This is a genomic window from Paenisporosarcina sp. TG-14 (genome assembly GCF_000297555.1).
GTDB lineage: Bacteria > Bacillota > Bacilli > Bacillales_A > Planococcaceae > Paenisporosarcina > Paenisporosarcina antarctica.
This window is the reverse complement of the sequence record NZ_AMGD01000133.1, coordinates 1-209: the sequence shown is the minus strand read 5'-3', so window position 1 is coordinate 209 and position 209 is coordinate 1. Positions and strand designations below refer to the sequence as shown.

Genomic DNA, 209 nt, shown 5'->3' with positions numbered 1-209 from the left:
CCCACCAAAAAAAAACAAAAAAAAAAAAAAAAAAAGAAGAAAAAAAAATAAAAAAAAAAAAAAAAAAAAAAATAAACAAAAAAAAAAAACAAACAATAAAAAAAAAAAAAAAAAAAAAAAAAAAAAAAAAAAAAAAAAAAAAAAAAAAAAAAAAAAAAAAAAAAAAAAAAAAAAAAAAAAAAAAAAACTACTTTTTTTTTTTTTTTTTT

General features: G+C 6.2%; 1 protein-coding gene. It reads left to right on the top strand.

Annotated elements, in window-relative coordinates; all coding sequences use genetic code 11:
• The coding region (locus C406_RS21470; RefSeq protein WP_017382224.1) for a hypothetical protein at positions 1–209 on the top strand (209 nt) is incomplete at both ends.